This is a genomic window from Bradyrhizobium sp. CB3481, from assembly GCF_029714305.1.
Classification (GTDB): domain Bacteria; phylum Pseudomonadota; class Alphaproteobacteria; order Rhizobiales; family Xanthobacteraceae; genus Bradyrhizobium.
On the sequence record NZ_CP121647.1, the window covers coordinates 2,690,844 to 2,709,891 of the forward strand.

General features: G+C 63.2%; 19 protein-coding genes. 6 read left to right on the plus strand and 13 right to left on the minus strand.

Annotation, left to right across the window (positions count from 1 at the left end):
* Window position 1 precedes the first annotated feature (1 nt).
* From scpA to QA643_RS12825, 8 genes are all read right to left on the minus strand, one after another.
* The gene (scpA, locus tag QA643_RS12790; protein ID WP_283033516.1) at window positions 2-2,161 is read right to left on the minus strand and encodes a methylmalonyl-CoA mutase; all 2,160 of its coding nucleotides are present in this window, start codon (window positions 2,159-2,161) and stop codon (window positions 2-4) included.
* Between the two features lie 41 nt (window positions 2,162-2,202).
* A complete protein-coding gene (locus QA643_RS12795) occupies window positions 2,203-2,670 on the minus strand; it encodes a GFA family protein (RefSeq protein ID WP_283033517.1) in 468 nt (155 codons plus the stop codon).
* The gene (locus tag QA643_RS12800) at window positions 2,667-4,535 is read right to left on the minus strand and encodes a methylmalonyl-CoA mutase family protein (RefSeq protein WP_283033518.1); all 1,869 of its coding nucleotides are present in this window, start codon (window positions 4,533-4,535) and stop codon (window positions 2,667-2,669) included. The genes QA643_RS12795 and QA643_RS12800 overlap by 4 nt, the downstream gene beginning before the upstream one ends.
* A 94-nt stretch (window positions 4,536-4,629) precedes the next feature.
* A complete protein-coding gene (gene folK, locus QA643_RS12805; RefSeq protein WP_283033519.1) occupies window positions 4,630-5,121 on the minus strand; it encodes a 2-amino-4-hydroxy-6-hydroxymethyldihydropteridine diphosphokinase in 492 nt (163 codons plus the stop codon).
* A 1-nt stretch (window position 5,122) separates the two neighbouring features.
* On the minus strand, window positions 5,123-5,494 hold the full coding sequence (gene folB / locus QA643_RS12810) for a dihydroneopterin aldolase (RefSeq protein WP_283033520.1): 372 nt from the start codon (window positions 5,492-5,494) through the stop codon (window positions 5,123-5,125).
* Window positions 5,491-6,348 (minus strand): dihydropteroate synthase, encoded by an 858-nt coding sequence (gene folP, locus QA643_RS12815; protein WP_283033521.1) that lies wholly within the window; start codon window positions 6,346-6,348, stop codon window positions 5,491-5,493. The genes folB and folP overlap by 4 nt, the downstream gene beginning before the upstream one ends.
* Before the next feature lie 74 nt (window positions 6,349-6,422).
* Window positions 6,423-6,830, minus strand: a complete 408-nt coding sequence (locus QA643_RS12820; protein WP_283033522.1) for a DUF4332 domain-containing protein — start codon at window positions 6,828-6,830, stop codon at window positions 6,423-6,425.
* Between the two features lie 55 nt (window positions 6,831-6,885).
* The gene (locus tag QA643_RS12825; RefSeq protein ID WP_283033523.1) at window positions 6,886-7,251 is read right to left on the minus strand and encodes a DUF2267 domain-containing protein; all 366 of its coding nucleotides are present in this window, start codon (window positions 7,249-7,251) and stop codon (window positions 6,886-6,888) included.
* Between the two features lie 329 nt (window positions 7,252-7,580).
* Here QA643_RS12825 and QA643_RS12830 point away from each other — a divergent pair, with 329 nt between their 5' ends.
* From QA643_RS12830 to QA643_RS12845, 4 genes are read left to right on the plus strand one after another with little or no spacing between them, the layout of a single operon-like run.
* Window positions 7,581-9,209 carry a helicase HerA-like domain-containing protein gene (locus QA643_RS12830; RefSeq protein ID WP_283033524.1) on the plus strand — a complete coding sequence of 543 codons (1,629 nt, stop codon included), beginning with the start codon at window positions 7,581-7,583 and terminating at the stop codon, window positions 9,207-9,209.
* A 30-nt stretch (window positions 9,210-9,239) separates the two neighbouring features.
* Window positions 9,240-10,559 (plus strand): glycosyltransferase family 87 protein, encoded by a 1,320-nt coding sequence (locus QA643_RS12835; RefSeq protein WP_283033525.1) that lies wholly within the window; start codon window positions 9,240-9,242, stop codon window positions 10,557-10,559.
* A 6-nt stretch (window positions 10,560-10,565) separates the two neighbouring features.
* Window positions 10,566-11,966 (plus strand): M20/M25/M40 family metallo-hydrolase, encoded by a 1,401-nt coding sequence (locus QA643_RS12840; RefSeq protein ID WP_283033526.1) that lies wholly within the window; start codon window positions 10,566-10,568, stop codon window positions 11,964-11,966.
* A gap of 58 nt (window positions 11,967-12,024) precedes the next feature.
* A complete protein-coding gene (locus QA643_RS12845; RefSeq protein ID WP_283033527.1) occupies window positions 12,025-12,561 on the plus strand; it encodes a transposase in 537 nt (178 codons plus the stop codon).
* A 154-nt stretch (window positions 12,562-12,715) separates the two neighbouring features.
* Here the strand turns inward: QA643_RS12845 and QA643_RS12850 are convergent, their stop codons facing one another.
* The 3 genes from QA643_RS12850 to QA643_RS12860 form a co-directional block, all read right to left on the minus strand.
* The gene (locus QA643_RS12850; RefSeq protein WP_283033528.1) at window positions 12,716-13,699 is read right to left on the minus strand and encodes an NAD(P)-dependent oxidoreductase; all 984 of its coding nucleotides are present in this window, start codon (window positions 13,697-13,699) and stop codon (window positions 12,716-12,718) included.
* Between the two features lie 31 nt (window positions 13,700-13,730).
* The gene (locus tag QA643_RS12855) at window positions 13,731-14,510 is read right to left on the minus strand and encodes a class II aldolase/adducin family protein (RefSeq protein ID WP_283033529.1); all 780 of its coding nucleotides are present in this window, start codon (window positions 14,508-14,510) and stop codon (window positions 13,731-13,733) included.
* Window positions 14,511-14,616: 106 nt separating this feature from the next.
* A complete protein-coding gene (locus QA643_RS12860) occupies window positions 14,617-16,266 on the minus strand; it encodes a glycosyltransferase family 39 protein (RefSeq protein ID WP_283033530.1) in 1,650 nt (549 codons plus the stop codon).
* A 340-nt stretch (window positions 16,267-16,606) separates the two neighbouring features.
* On the opposite strand from QA643_RS12860, the gene QA643_RS12865 reads away from it, so the two are divergent.
* Window positions 16,607-17,458: a DUF308 domain-containing protein gene (locus QA643_RS12865; RefSeq protein ID WP_283033531.1), complete on the plus strand. Its 852-nt coding sequence runs from the start codon at window positions 16,607-16,609 to the stop codon at window positions 17,456-17,458.
* Window positions 17,459-17,640: 182 nt separating this feature from the next.
* Window positions 17,641-18,054 (plus strand): MucR family transcriptional regulator, encoded by a 414-nt coding sequence (locus tag QA643_RS12870; protein WP_057854862.1) that lies wholly within the window; start codon window positions 17,641-17,643, stop codon window positions 18,052-18,054.
* Between the two features lie 18 nt (window positions 18,055-18,072).
* On the opposite strand, the gene QA643_RS12875 is transcribed toward QA643_RS12870, so the two are convergent.
* A complete protein-coding gene (locus QA643_RS12875; RefSeq protein WP_283033532.1) occupies window positions 18,073-18,501 on the minus strand; it encodes a SufE family protein in 429 nt (142 codons plus the stop codon).
* Between the two features lie 82 nt (window positions 18,502-18,583).
* Window positions 18,584-19,024 (minus strand): DUF5330 domain-containing protein, encoded by a 441-nt coding sequence (locus QA643_RS12880; RefSeq protein ID WP_283033533.1) that lies wholly within the window; start codon window positions 19,022-19,024, stop codon window positions 18,584-18,586.
* Window positions 19,025-19,048 lie beyond the last annotated feature (24 nt).

A 19,048-nucleotide genomic window follows, 5' to 3' on the forward strand; every position in this document is an offset into this window, starting at 1 on the left:
GCTACTCCGCCGCCTCGCTGCTGTGGCCGAGCCGGGCGTTGAGCTTGCGGATCAGCTCTTCAGCGGCATCTGATATCACGGTGCCCGGCGGGAAGATCGCTTCCGCGCCGGCCTTGTAGAGGGCGTCATAGTCCTGCGGCGGCACCACGCCGCCGATGATGATCATGATGTCCTCGCGGCCGTGCTTCTTCAGCGCGGCTTTTAATTCCGGCACGGCGGTGAGGTGGGCGGCGGCCAGCGACGAGACGCCGAGGATATGGACGTCGTTCTCCACCGCCTGCCGCGCCGCCTCGTCGGCGGTGGCGAACAGCGGCCCGATATCGACGTCGAAGCCGACATCGGCAAACGCGGACGCGATCACCTTTTGGCCACGGTCGTGGCCGTCCTGGCCGATCTTGGCAACGAGGATGCGGGGGCGGCGCCCTTCCGCAGTCTCGAACGCATCGATCAGCTCCTGCACCTTTTCGACCCGGTTGGACATGGCGGACGCCTCCCGCTTGTAGACGCCGGTGATGGATTTGATCTCGGCGCGGTGACGGCCGAACACTTTTTCCATCGCGTCCGAAATTTCGCCGACGGTTGCCTTGGCGCGCGCCGCATCGATCGCGAGCGCCAGCAGGTTGCCGTTACCTTCGCCGGCGCTGCGCGTCAGCGCGGCGAGCGCCTGGTCGAGTTCCTTCTGGTCGCGCTCGGTACGCAGCCGCTTCAGCTTGTCGATCTGCAGCCGGCGCACGTTGGAATTATCTACCTTAAGCACGTCGATCGGTGCTTCGCTGACCGGCTTGTACTTGTTGACGCCGATCACGGCCTGCTTGCCGGCGTCGATCCGGGCCTGGGTCTTGGCGGAGGCTTCCTCGATGCGCAATTTTGGCACGCCGGCCTCGATCGCCTTGGCCATGCCGCCGAGCGCCTCGACCTCCTGGATATGGCCCCAGGCCTTCTGCGCGAGATCGCGGGTCAGGCGTTCGACGTAATAGGAGCCGCCCCAGGGATCGATGATGCGGTTGGTGCCGCTTTCCTGCTGCAGGAACAATTGTGTGTTGCGCGCGATGCGGGCCGAGAAATCCGTCGGCAGCGCTAAGGCCTCGTCGAGCGCGTTGGTGTGCAATGATTGCGTATGGCCTTGCGTCGCCGCCATCGCCTCGATGGTGGTGCGCATCACGTTGTTGAAGACATCCTGCGCGGTCAGCGACCAGCCGGAAGTCTGGCAATGCGTGCGCAGCGACAGCGAGCGCGGATCCCTGGGGTTGAACGGCTTGAGCAGCTTGGCCCACAGCAGCCGGGCGGCGCGCATCTTGGCGACTTCCATGAAGAAGTTCATACCGATCGCCCAGAAGAACGACAGCCGTGGCGCGAAGCGGTCGACATCGAGGCCGGCCGCAAGGCCGGCGCGCAGATATTCGACACCGTCGGCGAGCGTATAGGCGAGTTCGAGATCCTGTGTCGCGCCAGCTTCCTGCATGTGATAGCCGGAAATGGAAATGGAGTTGTACTTCGGCATTTTTTGCGAGGTGTACGCAAAAATGTCGGAGATGATCCGCATCGAGGGGGCGGGCGGATAGATGTAGGTGTTGCGCACCATGAACTCTTTCAGAATGTCGTTCTGAATGGTGCCCGACAGCTTCTCCGGCGGAACGCCCTGTTCCTCGGCGGCGGCGACGAACAGCGCAAGGATCGGCAGCACCGCGCCGTTCATGGTCATCGACACGCTCATCTGGTCGAGCGGAATGCCCGCAAACAGCGTGCGCATGTCATAGATGGAATCGATGGCCACGCCCGCCATACCGACGTCGCCAGAGACGCGCGGATGATCCGAGTCGTAGCCGCGGTGGGTGGCGAGGTCGAACGCGACCGACAGGCCCTTTTGCCCGGCCGCGAGGTTGCGGCGGTAGAACGCGTTGGAATCTTCCGCCGTGGAGAAGCCGGCATACTGCCTGATGGTCCAAGGCTGGTTGACATACATGGTCGGGTAGGGGCCGCGCAGATAGGGCGCGACGCCGGGCCAGGTCTCCAGGAAATCGATGCCCTCGAGATCGGCCTCGCTGTAAAAAGGCTTGACCGGGATGCCCTCCGGCGTCAGCCACGGCTCGGCGCTGCCGACGGGCGGAGCGGGCGCTACGGCTTCAAAGGCGATATCTGCGAAGTCAGGTATGCGGCTCATGGTACCCATCATAGCACATGCTAGTTGAGGGGACGTCACCCCTAATCATGATCCGGATGCTGGTGGCTGGTGATCGTCGCCATCTTTTCCGGCCCGTAATTCTGCATCGTGGTCTGGCTCGGCAAATTGGCGATGCCGACCACCCAGCCGAGGCGGGATTCGGAGCCATATTGCCGCGTCGGCACCACCCGGTCGGGGCGGTCGAAGGTGCCGGTCATGATCTCGATCCGGGGGCCGCCGATCAGCCGGTAGCTCAGCGGCGTGCCGCAGGAGGAGCAGAAATCGCGCTCGGCAATGGAGGAGGACTGGAACGATGCCGGCTTGCCGCGGGTCCAGGTGAAATGCTCGTGCTCGATGTCGGCAAGCGAGGCAAAGGGCGCGCCCGAGGCCTTCTGGCACATCCGGCAATGGCAGATGCTGACCTTGGTCGGCGCTTTCGACATCGCGAAGCGGACGGCGCCGCATTGGCAGCCACCGGTCAAAACCGCCTTATGGTTGTTTTCCGTCATGCTTGCTCCATCCGCCGCCAGGCTTCCTGCAGCATCGCCAGCGCATCGCCGCCGGCAAAGATGAAATCACTGATGCCAGCCTCGCGCAGTGCGGCCTCCTGCTCGCCGGGCCGCCCTGCCAGATAGATATGCTTGCAACCCGCGGCTTGAAGGGCCTTTGCGGCCGCCACGGCGTGTTCCGCATAGACCCTGTCGGACGAGCACAGGCAGGCGATCGCGGCGCCGGACGCCTTGAACGCGGTGGCAAGCGCCGCCGGATCGGCAAATCCTTGCGTGTCGAGCGCCTCGATGCCGCCGGTCTCGAAGAAACTTTTTGCGAATGTGGCGCGCGCGGTGAAGTCGGCGGGCGTGCCGAGATTGGCGAGGAAAATTGTTGGCCGCGCGCCCGATGTCTTGAGCTTTTCGTCCGACTTGTCGCGCAGCGCCTCGAACGGCGCGGCGAGCCGGATCGGCGGCAGCGGATCGAACTTGAATTTTGCTTCGCCATAGGGCGGCAGCACGATCGGCGTGGCGCCGAGCACCGCGATATCGTCTTCATGCAGGTTCGGGAATTCGCTGGCGCCGGTCAGCACATCCCGGCGTTTGGCGATATTGGCCTCGCGCGCCGCCCGCGTTGCTGCGACCTTTTGCTGGAGCAGGTTCTGCTGGAGCGCGGCAAAGATGCCGCCGGCCTTTTCGATTTCCTGAAACAGCGACCATGCGGCTTCGCAAAGCTGCTTTGTCAATGTCTCGATGCCGCCCGAGCCGGCTGCGGGATCGCTGACTTTTGCGAGATTGGATTCTTCCAGCAGCACGAGTTGCGTGTTGCGCGCGATACGCCGCGCGAATGGATCGGGCAGGCCGAGCGCCAGCGTATGCGGCAGGACGCTGATGGCGTTGGCGCCGCCGAGGCCGGCGGAGAAAGTCGCCATCGTGGCGCGCAGCATGTTCACGTAAGCATCGCGCTGCGTCAGCAGGCGCCAAGCGGTATCGGCCGCGACGAACAGCGGCTTGGGAGTCAGCCCGCAGGCCTGTTCGATGCGGGCCCACAGCAGCCGTAGCGCCCGGAACTTTGCCAAAGTCATGAACTGGTCGGCGTCGGCGCGGAGCCGCGCATAGATCATGCCCTGCGCGTCTTCGAGCGCGACGCTGGCGCCTTCGATCGCGCGCAAGTACGCGACGCCGCTTGCCAGCACGAACGCCAGTTCCTGGACTTCCGATCCGCCGGCGTCGTGGATCACCCGCCCATCGGCGGCAGTGAACGGGCCCTTGAAGCCCATCGCGGCGAGGCCTTTCACCGCACCGGTGACGGCCGGGACGATTTCGTCCCAGCTATACGGGCTGGAGCCCCACACTGCACCGGACCCGAGCGGGTCGAGACCGAAACGGATGTCGCAGGCCGCGGGATCGATGCCCTTGCCTTTGATGTATTCGGCGAGGTGAATGGCGGCCATGCGCGACTGCGGCCCGATCTGCAGCTCGATGCCGATTCCGGCGTCGAGATGGATGCCGTCGAGAACCTGCGCGACCGCCTCCGGCGTAGGATCGAGCCCGAAACCATGGGCGCCATTGGCGCCGGCGAACACCAGCGTCAGCCCGGTCGCGCCGTTCTCCAGATCGTGCAGCGCCTGGGCGTTGGCGGCCTTGGCATCGGGGTGGTCGATCCGCTGCATGATCTGCCAGGGCGCGGCGGCGGGACGGCCGGCGACCGGTACGGCGCCTTGGGCGCGGCGATAGATTGGATCGATTTTCAGCCCGTCGGACGTCTTGCTGACCAGTTTTTCGAACGGCGCGCCCTTCAGCACCCCGTCGACCAGCTTGCGCCAGTCCTCATAGGTCGCCTGCGGAAACTCCGCGGCCAATGTCAGCTCGTCGATCCCAGTCATCCGGCCCATCAATCCCTGGTCGTCGCTTGATTTGGCCGGAAATTGCCACGCCGCGCCCGCCAAGCCAAACGGTTGTTTTGGGGTGTTCCGGCTGTCAATCGAGGTCGGGCAGCGGCTGGATACCCTCGGTCGAAAGGCCGGCCAGCGCGTCGCGCACGCGGCGTCCCGCAATGACACGGTCAGGGGCGATCTCGGCCAGCGGCACCAGCACGAAGGCGCGCTCGAAGACCCTCGGATGCGGCAGGGTCAGTTCCGGCTTGTCGAGCCTGACATCGTCATAGGCGATCAAGTCGAGGTCGAGGGTGCGCGGGCCCCAGCGCGTCTCGTTCGCGCGGTCACGGCCGAACTTCTTCTCGATCTTGTGCAGCGTGAACAAGAGCGCATGCGGATCGAGGCTGGTCTCGATCTCGATACAGGCGTTGGTGAATGGCGCCTGGTTTTCCTCGCCCCAGGGCGGCGTGGTGTAGTCAGAGGATCGCGCGATGAGGGCAGCCTGCGTCATGCCGCAGATGTTGGCGATGGCCTTGCGGAATGTCGCGCGGACGTCGCCGACATTGCCGCCGAGCGCGATCAGCACGCTGGCCATCTCAGGGCGACGGCCGCGTGCGCATCAGCACCACGCCGACATCCTCGAAGATCTCGGCAATCGGTGCGTGCGGCTTGTGGACGGTGACCTTGACCGCATCGACGCGCGGGAACGTCGCGAAGATCGCGTCCGAAACGGCGCCGGCTGCGCGTTCCAGAAGCTTGTAATTGGTGTCTGTGAATGCGGCGGTCGCGGTTTCAACCACGCTGGCATAAGAAACGGTGTCGGACAGCCGATCGGAGTGGGAGGATTCCGACAGGTCGATGGAGAGTTCGAGGTCGATCACGAACCGTTGCCCGACCTTGGTCTCGTGCTCCATCACGCCGTGGCGGGCATGGGTGACGAGGCCGGTGATGAAGATCGTATCGCTCATCCCTGTTCCCTGATTGCGGCTGCCACACGCAGCGCCTGTACAGTTTCGGCAACGTCATGCGCCCGGATGATCCGCGCGCCATTCTGCGCCGCCAATAGATGGGCTGCAATCGAGCCGCCGAGGCGTTGATGCGGCTCCAACGGCGTCACCGTGCTGATGAAGCGCTTGCGCGAGGCGCCGACCAATAGTGGCAAACCGAACGATTGCAATTCGCCGAGCCGCGCCAGCGCGGTCATGCTCTGCTCGGGCGTCTTGCCGAAGCCGATGCCGGGATCAAGCACGATGTTGTCGGATGAAATCTTGGCCTTCGCGGCGATGTCGAGCGAACGGGTGAAGAAATCCGCGATGTCCTGCATGATGTCGATGTCGGGATCGGCACTTTCGCGGTTGTGCATGATGACGACGGGCACGCCACGCTCGGCGACGAGGCCGGCCATGCCGGAATCGCGCTGCAGCCCCCAGACATCGTTGGCGATGGCCGCGCCCTGATCGAGCGCCCAGGCAACGACGGCGGATTTCATGCTGTCGATCGACACGGGAATACCGAGCGCAACGACGCCGGCCAGTACCGGCTCAAGGCGCGTCATTTCCTCTTCCACGGAGATCGGTTCCGATCCATAGGGCCGGGTGGATTCCGCGCCGATGTCGATGATGTCGGCGCCCTCGGCGATCATCCGCTGCGCCTGCGCCAGCGCCTGCTCGGGAGCTGTGAACTGCCCACCATCGGAGAATGAATCGGGCGTTACGTTCAATACGCCCATCACCGCCGGATAGGGCCTCGACAACAGCGCAGGCAGCACCGGATGGCCGGCAGAACCGGTCGCAGCGGTGGATCTAGGCTTGGCGGCGATCATGCGGTCGCTTTGCGCGGTCCGCGGCGGGGAGTCAAGGCGGGAGAGCGGGCCGCGCGGCCGTCCCGAAGGAGATCCTAATAGCTGATCTTGGGCGGCAGCCTTCGCGCCTGCTCGATCAGCAGCTCCACCGATCTTTCGGAGGGCAGAACGCGAACGAGTTTACGTTTTATGTTCACGTCTTTCATGTTCTGGGCAAGCCGCGCCGGGTTGCGGTGGGCGAGCTCGCGCACCGTGGTGACGCCGGCGGCGCGCACCAGGCCCACCTTGGCCTTGCCCATGCCTGGAATGCGCATGTAGTCGGAGAAATTCGCCCATTCCAGCAGTTGCTGTTCGCTGATGCCGGTCTTTGCCGAAAGCGCTTTGCGTCCCTTCATCGTGCGGGCGGCTTCCAGGAGCGCATCGGTCGTGCGAATGCCGAGCGATTTCAGCTTCGAGGCAGAGTAGGCGGTCAAGCCGTCGATCTCGGAAAGGGGATAAGTCATGATACCGGATGAAAAAAGAATGTGCCCGCGTCGAATGTGCTCTCCAGTGCCTGTGTCAGGCGAACTGGCTGATGCCCGGCGTGCCCTCAATAATTTCGCCCATTTGATCCGCTCCGATTTTGTCGCGTCCGAACCTGAAAAGTTCACGCGCCACGTTTTGAATCTCGCCCATGCCGAGGCCAAGTGCCATCAATCGGGTGCCGACGGCCATCACGCCGCCGCCCATCAGCCTCGACAATCCGCTTGTGTTGCTGGTCGCTGCAATCGCAGCTTCGGCCCCCGGAATTTGATCGATCAACGCCTGAACCTGATCGGAGGGGCCCTCGTTGCGGAGAAACCCCAGGACGATACCGATGGTTTTTTCAGCGACAGCGCTATCGATGCCGGCCTTTGAAGCCAGCCGCCCAATCAGTTCGTCCATACATTTGCCCCGTCCCCAACCGGCCCGTTTGCCAAGCCGCTTGCTCAAAATTGATCTTGAGCGCCTGCGTTCTGAAACACAACACCAAGGCGGCTTTGATTCGCGATCGCCGCGCGAGTGTTGCAGCAATGCAAGAGTGAACGCCGGATTCACGCAGATTTATTGCGCTGCGTTCTCGATTTCTTCGCTGAAGGTTGGAAAAAAGTACGAGAAGTGACCGACGAGGCGAGTGAACGCTCACGTATTCGCCGCTGAAGGTTTCAATCGGCGGTCAGGATGCGATATGATTGCGGACCAAATCTCCCCGATGCGCGCGAAGAGGCGATGCGATGCCAACCCCCGATAACAAGACCGCCGATACCGACGAGAAGATTTTCATCGGAAAGGGCGATGAAACGGCCTGGCTGACGCTTGCGCTCGCCAATCGGCATGGGCTTGTCACCGGGGCGACCGGCACCGGCAAGACCGTGTCGCTGCAGGTGATGGCGGAGGGCTTTGCCCGCGCCGGTGTTCCCGTATTCGCGGCCGACATCAAGGGCGACCTGTCCGGAATTGCCGAAGTCGGCGAGGCCAAGGACTTCATCCTCAAGCGCGCCAAGGAAATGGGCCTCGATTTCCAGCCCGACCAGTTTTCGACCGTGTTCTGGGACGTGTTCGGCGAACAGGGGCACCCGGTGCGCGCCACGGTTACGGAAATGGGGCCGCTGCTGCTGTCGCGGATGCTCGATCTGAACGACGTGCAGGAAGGCGTCCTCAATGTCGCATTCCGTGTGGCGGATGAAAACGGCCTGACATTGATCGACATGAAGGATCTACGCGCGCTGTTGGATGCGATTGCGCCGGTCGCCAAAAAGGCAGCGGCTGCGGACGATGATCCCGATGACAATGAGGAGCTCAAGGCCGCGCTCCGAAAGGCCGCGCAGAGCTACGGCAATGTCACCAAGGCAACGGTCGGAACCATCCAGCGTCAGCTTCTGGTGCTGGAAAACCAGGGCGCAACCAAATTCTTTGGCGAGCCGGCGCTGACGCTGAAGGATTTCATGAAGACCGACAGCGACGGGCGCGGGATGGTCAATATCCTGGTCGCCGACAAGTTGATGCAGAGCCCCAGGCTCTATGCCACCTTCCTCTTGTGGATGCTGTCGGAATTGTTTGAAGAGCTGCCGGAAGCCGGTGACCTGGCGAAGCCGAAACTGGTGTTCTTCTTCGACGAAGCGCATCTGTTGTTCGACGATGCACCGGATGCGCTGATGGACAAGATCGAGCAGGTGGTGCGCCTGATCCGCTCCAAGGGCGTCGGCGTCTACTTCGTCACCCAGAATCCGATCGACGTGCCGGACAAGGTGCTGGCGCAGCTCGGCGGCCGCGTGCAGCACGCATTGCGCGCCTTTACGCCACGCGACCAGAAAGCGGTGAAAGCGGCGGCGCAGACTTTTCGGCCAAATCCGAAACTGGATACCGCCCGCGTCATCATGGAGCTCGGCAAGGGCGAGGCGCTGGTGTCGTTCCTCGAAGGCGGCGGCACGCCGACTATGGTCGAGCGCGTCATGATCCGTCCGCCGACCGCACGGATCGGGCCGGTCACGCCGGAAGAGCGCAAGGCGATCATGAACCAGAGCCCGTTCAAGGGCAAATACGACACCGCTGTTGATGCCGAATCCGCCTATGAGATGCTGCAGAAGCGCGTGGCCGACACGGCGGCGCCGGCGGATGACCAGGGTGGTGGCGGCGTTCTCGGCCAGATCGGTTCGATCGTCGGCACGATCTTCGGCACCAACACAAAGCGCGGCCGCCTGACGACCGGTCAGGTTATTGCGCGGGACGTCACGCGGTCCGTTACCAACAAGGTGGTCGGCGGCATCGTGGCGGATCTCGGCAAATCCGTCGGCGGATCGCTCGGCGGTTCGGTCGGGCGCGCGCTGGTACGCGGCGCGCTCGGCGGCTTGCTGCGGCGATAGATATCTCCTCTTACGAATCCGGAAACGAGTGTGCTGAGATATCCGTCGCTTCGAAGGCCGCTCGATATCCTTTTTCTGGTCTGTTGCATCGCGCTCACCGCCGATGTGCTGGTCCCGGAAATCTGGGGCAGCGGCAAGACCAAGGATTATCCGCTGTGGTTCTGGGCCGGGCAGCAGGTGCTCCAGGGCGGGAAACTCTACCCTGAGAATCCCGCCGCCTATTTCGAGTTTATCTATCCGCCGTTGTCGGCGGTGCTGCTGGCGATCCCGAGCTGGTTCGGCAAGATCCCGCTCTATCTGTGCCTATCGTTCCTCAACATCGTCGCCTGGTGGATGACGGCGCAGTTCTCGCACGCCATGGCGGGCTCGGGGCACAAGCCCGGGCCCTGGCTGGAAGCGCTGCCGGGTTTCATCACTGTCACCTTCGTGTTCGACATGTTCGATCTCGGCCAGCCGAACCTCGTGCTGCTGTTCCTGATGCTCTACGGCTTCTGGCTGCTCCGCGACCAGCGCGGCTGGATGGCAGGCTGCATGTTTGCACTCGCCACCGCGATCAAGGTGTTTCCGGTCGCGGTGCTGCCGTATCTGGTGTGGCGCAGGCAATGGGCAGCTTCCGCGAGCCTGTTGGTGTTCATCGGCGTGTTCCTGTTCGTGCTGCCGGCGCCGTTTCGTGGCTTCCAGCACAATGTCACGGAGTTGAAGACCTGGTACCAGGGCATGGTCGGATCGAGCTCGGAGAAGGGGTTCGGGCAGCGCGACGAGCAGAACTGGTCGTGGGTCAACCAGTCGATCATCGCGGTGACGCATCGGCTGACGCGGCCGGTCAACTACAACCAGGACAATCCGTCCAGGCCGGTGCGGACGATGAACATCGTCGATGTCGACTTCAAGACCGCGAACCTGATCGTGCTGGTGCTCTCGCTCGTGATCGGGCTCGGATACATCGCGGTGATGCCGCCGGCGTCGCGGCGGACCGAGCGCTCGGATGCCGAGGAACTCGGCATCCTGTTCTGCCTGATGACGGTGGCGTCACCGCTGGCCCGCCAATACTACTTCCTGTGGCTGTTCTTTCCGATCACGGTGCTGCTCCATCGCGCCGCCTACGATCCACGTCCGGCGGTCAGGACCGGCACATGGCTGCTGCTGGCGGGCGCGGGCGGTTTCCTGGGCCTGTCGCTGCCGCTGTTTCCGATCGACCTGCAGGCCTATGGCAACAATCTTGCAGCCACCGTCCTGCTCGCGGCAGGGCTGGTCTGGCACATGCGTCATCCCTGCGTGGAAGCCACCTTGCCTGATCCAGCGGGCAAGCTACAACTTGATGCCAATAACAAGGCTCACAGCCAGGGATGATCAGCCATGTCCAACGCAAAAATCCAGCCGGTCCTCGATCATATCGACGCCGATTTCGATAACAGCCTCGAGCGGCTGTTCGCGCTGTTGCGGATCAAATCGATCTCGGCCGATCCGGCCTTCGCCGCGGATTGCAAGGCGGCGGCTGATCACCTGGCCAAGGATATCGCGACGCTTGGCTTCAAGGCCGAGGTGAGGCCGACCGCGGGACATCCCGCGATCGTGGCCAAGATGAATGGCAGCACCGATGGACGGCCGCACGTGCTGTTCTATGGACACTACGATGTGCAGCCGGTCGATCCGCTCAATCTCTGGCACCGCCCGCCGTTCGAGCCGGTTGTCACCGACCATGCCGACGGCAGAAAAATCATCGTCGCGCGCGGCGCCGAGGACGACAAGGGGCAGTTGATGACCTTCATCGAGGCCTGCCGCGCCTGGAAGAAGGTCACGGGATCGCTGCCGGTCGATGTCACGATCCTGATCGAAGGCGAAGAAGAGGTCGGCTCGAAGAATTTCGTGCCGTTCATGGAAGCGATCAAGGACGAGCTGAAGGCCGACTTCGCGCTGGTCTGCGACACCGGCATGTGGGACCCGAACACGCCAGCCATCACCACCTCGCTGCGTGGCCTGATGTATGACGAGGTCACCATCAAGGCCGCCAACCGCGACTTGCATTCCGGCGTGTTCGGCGGCGGCGCGCGCAACCCGATCCGCGTGCTGACCAACATCCTCGGCGGGCTGTTCGACGACAACGGCCGCATCACCATTCCCGGCTTCTACGACGGCGTGAAGGATCTGCCGCCGGATATTCTGGCGCAGTGGAAGAACCTGAACCTCACGCCGGAATCGTTCTTGAAGCCGATCGGCCTTTCGATCCCCGCCGGCGAAAAGGATCGCCTGCTGATCGAGCAAATCTCCTCGCGTCCGACCTGCGACATCAACGGCATCGTCGGCGGCTATACCGGCGAGGGCTCGAAGACCGTGATCCCCGCGGAAGCTTCCGCAAAGATCTCATTCCGTCTGGTCGAGGGCCAGGACCCGCAGAAGATCAAGCAGGCGTTCCGCGATTATGTCACCGCGCGGCTGCCAGGCGACTGCAAGGCCGTGTTCACCGAGCATTCCAGCGGCGCGGCAATCGCGCTCGACTGGAACATGAAGCCGCTGGCCGCCGCCAAGCGCGCGCTGACCGAGGAATGGGGCAAGGAAGCGCTCCTGGTCGGCTCTGGCGCCTCGATTCCGATCGTCACCGACTTCAAGCGCACGCTCGGCCTCGATAGCCTGTTGATCGGCTTCGGCCTCGACGACGACAACATCCATTCGCCGAACGAGAAGTACGACCTCAAGAGCTTCCACAAGGGCATCCGCTCTTGGGCCCGAGTTTTGGCCGCGCTCGCGGAGGGGAAGTAAGATCCGTAGGATGGGTAGGAGCGCAGCGAAACCCATCATTTGGTCGTACGGGCAGACCATGACCGCATACCGTCGCAATTTCATCCCCGGCGGTTGCTTCTTCTTTACGGTCAATCTTGCCGATCGACGGTTAAAACTACTGACGGAACATGTTGATGCGCTTCGCTTTGCGTTTCGCGAGACTCGCGAGCGTCATCCGTTCACGATCGACGCCATGGTCGTATTGCCGGATCATCTGCATGCGGTCTGGACAATGCCAGAAGGCAATCGAGATTTTGCAACGCGCTGGCGATTGATCAAGTCGACGTTCTCACGCCATTTTGCTGCCGGGGAGCCTATCTCAGACAGCCGAGCCGCCAAAGGCGAGCGCGGCATTTGGCAAAGGCGCTATTGGGAGCATACGATTCGCGATGAGGACGATTTGGCACGTCACATCGATTACGTTCATATCAATCCGGTAAAGCATGGGCTGGTAACGCAAGTGAGGGATTGGCCGCATTCGTCATTTCACCGCATGGTAAGGCTTGGAATTTATCCCGAGGATTGGGCGGGGGATTTTGCCGAACTGTCCGGAAGTTTCGGCGAACGATCCTGACGCGGCGACCTGATGGGTTTCGCTGCGCTCTACCCATCCTACGGCACCTCAATAAAAACGCCGCCCGGGATTGGGCGGCGTTTGGATTCCTGACGTGTAGAGGTATGTGGCTGATAGTTTAGCATATCCACGCAACGCGTCCACTCCCGCAGCTTCAGTCGACCGGGTACGGCCCATCGCGAAAGGCGCGGTCGTGATAGCCCTTGCTGCCGATCTCCCGCGCGAGCGGGCTGCTTATGTCTTCATCAGATCTGAGCCGGGCAACCAGTGCGCGGAAATCATGGCGTGGCTGCCAGCCGAGTTCGGCCCGCGCCCGCGCGTTGTCATAGACGCGGTCGATGCCTGGAACCATACTCCAGCCGCGCCGTGCAAATTCGGCCTCATAGTCCGGCACGTAACGGCGGACCACTTGCGGCGCGTTGTTGCGCAAATCCGCCGCGTCCTGGCGCGCGAATGGCGTGGTGGCGCTGATGATGTATTTGGCAAAACCGGCCGATGGTGCATGCTCGGCGGCGAGCAGGTGGGCGCTGACCACGTCCTCGATATCGACGCGGCGATGGAGGAACTCGTTGCTCTTGATGTTGGCGTCGGCATAGACCTCGCGGACCGCGTGGTTGTCGTCCTCCTCGGGAAAGAAACGCGAGGTGCGCAGCACAATGGTGCGAAGCGCATGGTTGCGCGCGAACAGCTGGCACAAATCTTCCGCCGCCGCCTTGGTCACGCCGTAGATATTCTTCGGCACCGCCGCCACGTCTTCGGTGATCCAGGCGGCCGGCTCGCCCGGCGGCGGCACCAGCGCATCGCCGAAGACGCTCGTCGTGCTGGTGTAGACGAACGCCTTGACGCCGGCCGCGGTGGCCTCTTCGAGCAGATTGAGCGTGCCCGTGATGTTGACGTCGACAAAATCCTGCCGGCTGTGGGTCGCCACATGCGGCTTGTGCAGCGTCGCCGCGTGCAGCACGGTCGTGGCATGCCTCATGCAGCGATGCACGAAAGCACGGTCGATGATGGAGCCGACGTGATGCGTGAACGCGCCGGGCAGAACATCGATGCCCAAGGCTTCGCGCCGCTGCGCCTGCAGCGTCAGCATCAGCGCCTCGCCCAAATGGCCGGAACTGCCGGTCACCAGTATCGTCACGCTACCAGAACCTTTCGCGCGCCGGTCCGCCTCAGGTCTTGTAGCTCGGATCGATGCGATCGAGCTTGCGGAGCAGGGGCGGCCAGACAAGGTTGGTCGAACGCCGTTCCGCGAAATCGGCATTACTGAACAATTGCTCGTTCTTGTCGATCACGGCCTGTTCGATCGGGTAGGCGGTCGGTCCCAGCATGCGGGTGCGCACCTGCATCGTGCAGGCCCGCTCGAGGTGATACATGCGCTCGAAGGCGGAGGCGACCGAACGGCCGACGGTCAGCGTGCCGTGGTTGCGCAACAGCATGTGGTTCTTGTTGCCGAGATCCCTCTGCAGCCGCGGACGCTCCTCATGGTCCAGCGCCACGCCTTCGTAATCGTGATAGGCAAGGTCGTGGGTGACGAATTGCGCAGTCTGGTTCATCGGCAGCAGGCCTTCCATGCAGCTCGCCACCGCGGTTCCGTCCGCCGTGTGCAGATGAAGCACGCAGCCGGCATCCTCGCGCACCTCGTGGATCGCCGAATGGATGGTGAAGCCGGCCGGATTGATGCTGTATTCGCTCTCGCTGAGCTGATTACCGTGCAGATCGACCTTCACCAGGCTCGACGCCGTGATTTCCTCGAACATCAATCCGTAGGGGTTGATCAGGAAGTGATGATCGGGGCCGGGCACGCGCGCGGAGATGTGGGTGTCGACCAGATCGTCCCAGCCATAAAGTGCAACAAGGCGATAGCAGGCGGCCAGATTGACGCGCTGGTTCCACTCCGCGTCCGTCATGCCGGACGGAATTTGCGTGAGGCGAGCTTCGGCTGGCGACATGACGCGCTTCTCCCGTGGATGGCTGATTGGGAGGCGAGCCTAATCCTGCGCCGGACGGCCAGCAAGGCAGCCGCTGCGACTGGCAGTCATGTCCTTGCGGACTTACCTACGGCGCCGGTATTGCCAGCAGGGTGGAGATGGCGCGGCCGCGGATGTCGTAGACCCGCGCGAACACGACATCGTCGCGCTTGATTTCGACCATCACGGGCGCGGTGAGGCCCTTGCAGTAGAATTCGCCCAGCGTCATCGCGAAGTCGGCGGACTGGCTGTCCCAGCCGATCGTGAAATCCGGGCCGAGCGCGACCTGCGCCGGGCGCTGCGGGCCGCATACCGCGACCTTCCATTTGCGTCCCTGCGGCGGCACTTCCTGGCGTTCGACCAGTTCTTCGCGCAGGCCGTCGGAGGCCTGCTTCAGCGCCAGCCCCCAATAGTCCAGCATGAAGTAATTGTCGGCCGCGCGCACCGTGCCGGCAATATGGTTGAAGTGGGTGTACTCGTAGGGGTGCAGGCGGATCATCTCGCTGAGCGGCAACAAGAGGCCGAATGTAAACAGCGCAAGCGCAGCAGGCTGCCAGCGGCGGTGATTGTCTTTCAGCCAGTTCATGCCCCAGGCGAAGGAAACGCCGGCGACCACCGCCATCGGCGGGATGACGAACACGAAGTGCCGGATGCCGTTGTAGAGCGCCGGCCGCTTCACCATCGCGATCACCAGCGGCAACGTCGCCGCCAGCGTCAGCATCAGGAAGATGGTCTTGCGGCGGGCCGTCACGTCGAGGCGCGACAGCGACATGAGGGTTCCGACGATGCCGGCGACCAGCAGTCCAAGCAGCACCTCGGGCAGCTGCAGCGCGAACAGCGTCGGCAGGTACGACCACGGCATGTCGGGCACCGACACCAGCGCGCCGTCGAACATCTCCTTCCAGGGCTTTTCGAAGAAGTGCGAGAAATAGGTCAGCGCCTTGAAGGGGTGGTCCGCCTCCATGATCGACCAGGGCCACACCAGGCCCATGACCAGATACCCGAACGCGAGCCCAGGCAGCAGCACATACACGACATGGGCGAAGCGGCGGATCGCTTCGCGCGGGCCTTGCTTGCGAACTTCCTCGATCAAGAGCGGGACGAAGCCAACCATGGCATAGACCAGTGCCAGCCCGCCGAGAATCCGACAGCCGATGGAGAGGCCGGCGCCGAGGCCGACGATCAGAATGGTGCGCGGCGAGGGCGCGGGATACTCCTCGGCGAGGCGCACCAGGCCCAGGATCAGGATCACCATCGAGACGGCAAACGGCGCGTCCTTTGGATTCATGAACATGTGCCCGTAGAAGGTCGGGCACAGCGCGAGCAGCAGCAGCGTCGCGAGGCCGGCTAGCGGGCCGCCGACGCGCCGCGCCAGCCGCCAGGTGACCGCAAGGCCGATCAGGCCGACAACGGCGCCGAGCAGGCGGCGCGTTTCAAACAATTCCAGCGGGATGATCTTGTGCAGCAGCGCCGCCGCCATGTCGAAGCCGCCGCCATACATATAGAGATTGGCGAACGAGAGCGCGCCGGTGTCCTTGAAACCGGAACCGTACATGCGCAGCAAAAGATCCGCATATTCGGCGTGCGTGTAATCGTCCCAGCCCAGCCCGTAATCGCGGAAGGTCAGACCCGCGACGATAGCGACCATGGCCAGCACGAAGATGGCAAGGTCGTCACAGGTCCGCTCGACCGAGCGCCGCGCGGGCGTGTCGAAGGCAGAAGTCGTGATGGAAGACATGGCGATCGGTAACCCAGCGTCCCTATAGCCCAACTTGGATATTCTTGAGCCTCATTCCCCGGGTACCCATATAGCGCAGTTCCATTTCCAAGTAATTGGGAATTGTGGCGTAAATCCCTGATGCAATGCAACAAAAGGGCAGTAATTAGTAGCTGGTAAAACTACGGCCAGCGGGCTGAACGGCGCCTGAATGGAACGACGCGGCTCAAAGGGAATACTGCAAGCGAATGACGCGATACGGAACCTCCGGCGGAAATGGCGTTGGCGGGCCGCACAAGATGACGGTATCGTGGCCCGGGGCGGCTGGCGAGCGTTCGGGCGCGGCTGAGGGATTGGTTCAATGATGTTTGTCATGTTGGTCGCAGGCATCGGCCTCGTTCTGGCAGGCCTGCTGGCGACGGCATACGGAATTTCGGTTCAGCTCTCCACCGGCAACACAATGATCCTTGCCGGAGTCATGGGCTTCTGCACCGGTGTGATCATGCTCGGGCTGTGGATGACGGTCCGCGAGTTAAAGAATATCGCGCGGCGGATCGGTTCCGGTTTGCCTGAAGCAAGCGGCGATGCTGCGCTGCCGCCGCTGCTTTCGCCTGCTACGGCGCGGGACACGGCCCCTATTGGCGCGCCGGCCGCCGAACCGCCCGGCATGCCCGGGCCATTCCCGCCAGCAGCGCCGCCGCCGTGGCAGAACGAGGCGGTTCTGCGCGATCACCCGATTCCGGAGCCGACGCACCCCGAACCCCCGTCATCGGCTCCCAAGCCGAAGCGCAATCTGCTGTTTGCGTCGACGTCACGAAAGGAGCGCGAGCGCGCCCAGACGCGCGCCGGCGAGCCGCTGCCGCCGGACCTGTTGTCGTCAGACCTTCGCTCCAGGCCGCCCACCATTCCCATGGTCGAACCGGCTGAGCCGCCGCCATCATTCGACACGACCTGGCCGAGGGGGGAACGCGCCAAGTCCGGCGAGACGCTGCTGCCGCGGCGCGGCCGCGCGCCGCCGCCGATCACAGAACCCAATGGCGGACCGCCGCACGCCGAGGAGCCGCCGGCCGTGACGGTGTTGAAATCGGGCATCGTCGATGGCATGGCCTATTCGCTCTATTCCGACGGTTCGATCGAGGCACAGATGCCGGAGGGTATGATGCGCTTCGCCTCGATCGATGAGTTGCGCGCGCACCTCGATCAGCGCTCGTAAGAGCGGCAATACTTGCCGCGAGACTGGCTATCGAAAATAAAACGCCGTCGTTCTTGTCAGTTTCCCGGCACTGCGTTCATATTCGCCAAGTCGTATCGGATTCCGATGCTGTATAGGCGCGGCTGGATACTGTCCGAACCGGGCAGCCGACAGATGCATTCGCGATCCCAGAAGGTTGAGCCATGACCGATTCCGCCGGCAAAACGCCCGTCGAACTGACCGCCAATATCGTATCGGCCTATCTCAGCAACAATCCGACCCAGGCCTCGGAAATCCCGAATCTGATCAGTCAGGTCCATGCGGCCTTGATGCGGGTGTCGAGCGGCCGACCCGAGACGCCGCTCGAGCCGGCCAAGCCCGCCGTGTCGGTGAAGAAATCGATGACGCCGGAATATCTGGTCTGTCTGGAGGACGGCAAGCGCTTCAAGTCGCTGAAGCGCCATCTGCGCACGCAGTACAACATGACACCCGAGCAATACCGCGACAAATGGGGCCTGCCACCGGACTATCCGATGGTGGCACCGAACTATGCGGTGGCGCGCTCGCAGCTCGCCAAGAAGATGGGCCTCGGCCAGCAGGCGCGAAAGCGGAAATAGATCCCGGTCGCTTCGCGTCTATGAAGCCGCGGCGAGTGCCTCGCGTGCGTCGTTACGGATGCGCTCGACCATCGAACGCAGGCCGTTGGAGCGCTGCGGCGTCAGGTGTTCGCGAAATCCGAATTCGTCGAACACGGCGAGCGCATCGGTTGAAAGGATCTGTTGCGGCGTACGGCCGGAATAGAGCGTGAGCAGGATCGCGACCAGGCCACGTACGATGTGGGCATCGCTGTCGCCAAGATATTTCAGGTGCGGCTCGCCATTGCCGCTGCGGTCGATCTGCTTGGAAAGCCAGACCTGGCTGACGCAGCCATTGACCTTGTTCTCGGCGGAATGCTCGCCCTCCGGCATCGGCTCGAGTGTGCGGCCGAGCTCGATGACGTATCGATAGCGATCGTCCCATTCCTCCAGCAGCTCGAAATTTTCCCTGATTTCGTCGATCGTCATCGCGGCCCGCGTCCGTTTCTCCATTGTCTATATAGGATGCGGATCGAACGAAAGCGACGGAAATGGAACCGGTTCCGCCGCCTTATTTCGCGGCCGGCGGCGTCCGCGGCAGGCGCCATTCGATCGCCATGTCATCGTCCGTCAGCGCGTCGGCGGGCGCGGCGGCTGTGAGCACGGCCTCGGCATCGATGGAGCTGGTGTGATCGGGCTTCTTCGCGGGAGCGGCGGGAGCGTTCGGTTGGACGCCCGGCTGATCGGGCTTCTTGTCGGTGATGATCTTGTACACTTGGCGGGCGCCATCCTGCGCGCGCTGGCCGATCGCCGTCGCGGCCTGACCGCCGACCTCGCAGGCCGCCGGCTGACGCTTGCAGAACTGGCTCATATCGGAGACGGCCGCCGTCGCGGCCGATATCGCTTCGGATGCGTTGATCTGCGGCGCCTTGTCCGATTCAGACGTCTTTTCCCTGGGCAGCAGCACGAGCACCAGCCCGAGCCAGAATGCCATGCGAAGAAGAAAAGACATGTCGCGACCCCGGTCGTCTTTTGG